Raw genomic sequence first — 1,484 nt, 5'->3', positions numbered from 1 at the left:
CTGCTTGGCAGCGAGCAGGATGCCGCGGACGCCGTGCACGACGCCTACCTTCGCGCCGCCCGCGCGTCCGAGACCTATGCCGGTGGAAACGCACGCGCGTGGTGGCTTGCGATCGTACGAAACTGTTGTCTCGCCCGACTGGCCGTACGCAATAAGGAGAAGAAGAACGTTGCGATCGACGGTAATCCCGCCGCCGCGGAACACTGGATGCCGCGTGCGGAGGCGGACGAGGTAGAAGAACGACTCGATAGCGCCCGACGCAGGCAGCTGATCACCGAACACCTGCGAAACCTGCCGGATCTTTTTCGTGAGGTGCTCATCCTGCGCGAAATCGAAGAGCTGTCGTATCGGGAGATCGCCGACGTACTGCAAACGCCCATCGGTACCGTGATGTCCCGTCTGGCCCGGGGACGCGCACTGCTACAGAAGGCACTGACCGATAACGGCAACATGGAGGCTCCTCATGGACTGTAAGACGGCTAATGAGATGCTGCCGCTGTACTTCGACGGTGAGCTGGATCGTGCCACCAGTCGCGAATTCGAAGCACACCTCGATGAATGTGCCGAATGCCGCGACGCCTTGATCGGGCTCGATGCCTTGCGCAGTTCGTTGCGCAAGGATGCGCCCCGGTATCGGGCGCCGGAGGCGTTGCGTGCCCGTATTCAACAGGAAATGGCGCCCCCGGTCGCCCGTGTGCGGTCTCGCATGCCGCTGCCCCGGCTGGCGTTGGCGGCCTCATGGATACTGGCGTTTGTGGCAGGCGGGCTCACCCTGGCTGCGTGGAATCACGCGTCCAATCCCGGCCACGAGCAGGCCCAACTTACGCGTGACCTGTTTGCCAGCCACTGGCGGGCGTTGGCCGCGTTGTCGCCCATCGACGTGGTGTCTACCGACCAACATACCGTGAAGCCGTGGTTCGCCGGGAAAATCGCGACGGCGCCCGTCGTGCGGGATTTTGCCGCCCAGGGCTATGCGCTCATCGGCGGTCGCATCGACTATGCCGGTACGGAACGCGTTCCCGTCCTCGTCTATCGCCATGGCAAGCACGTGATCGATGTCTTCGTGCTGCCGGCAACGGCGGCCGCTGCCGGCAACGAGCTCGTGCAATCGCAGGGCTATGTGCTGGAACGCGCCACGGTGGGCGGACAGCCGGCAGCGATTGTTTCAGACATGGATGAGGCGGAGCTGACGCGATTCAGGGAGTTGCTGGCGGATGGTGTCCGACCCGGCGGGGAGTGACTCGCTTCCGCGGCGTCAGCTATGCGGGAGCGCTTTGATCCATGCAACCGCTGTGGTCACCGGCCCGCTGGCGTCGGATGACGTCAGGTTGTGCCCCAGGGTAGGGAACATCTGGCAATCGTAGGGCTTGCCTCGAGCCTTCAGTGCGTCGAGGTGCTCGGTCGACAAGCCCACCGGGGCCTGGATGTCCTTGCCTCCGAACAGCCAAAGGCCCGGGGTGGAAAGCGTGGCGAGCGTGTCGCGC

Annotated in this window: 2 protein-coding genes and 1 pseudogene; 2 read left to right on the top strand and 1 reads right to left on the bottom strand. The window is 64.4% G+C overall.

Features of this window, described 5'->3' with window-relative positions; all coding sequences use genetic code 11:
* Nucleotides 1–474, top strand: a 474-nt coding sequence (locus AC1DSN_RS22525) for a sigma-70 family RNA polymerase sigma factor (RefSeq protein ID WP_477333044.1), incomplete at its 5' end; no start/stop codon positions are given.
* A complete protein-coding gene (locus AC1DSN_RS22520) occupies nt 464–1,240 on the top strand; it encodes an anti-sigma factor family protein (RefSeq protein ID WP_477298827.1) in 777 nt (258 codons plus the stop codon). The genes AC1DSN_RS22525 and AC1DSN_RS22520, both read left to right, overlap by 11 nt.
* 15 nt (nt 1,241–1,255) lie before the next feature.
* On the opposite strand, the pseudogene AC1DSN_RS22515 reads toward AC1DSN_RS22520, so the two are convergent.
* Nucleotides 1,256–1,484: pseudogene (locus AC1DSN_RS22515) on the bottom strand (hypothetical protein); the annotation flags it as partial.

Source organism: Luteibacter sp. P4_D7_3 (genome assembly GCF_056401735.1).
This window is presented reverse-complemented; position numbering and strand designations above follow the sequence as displayed.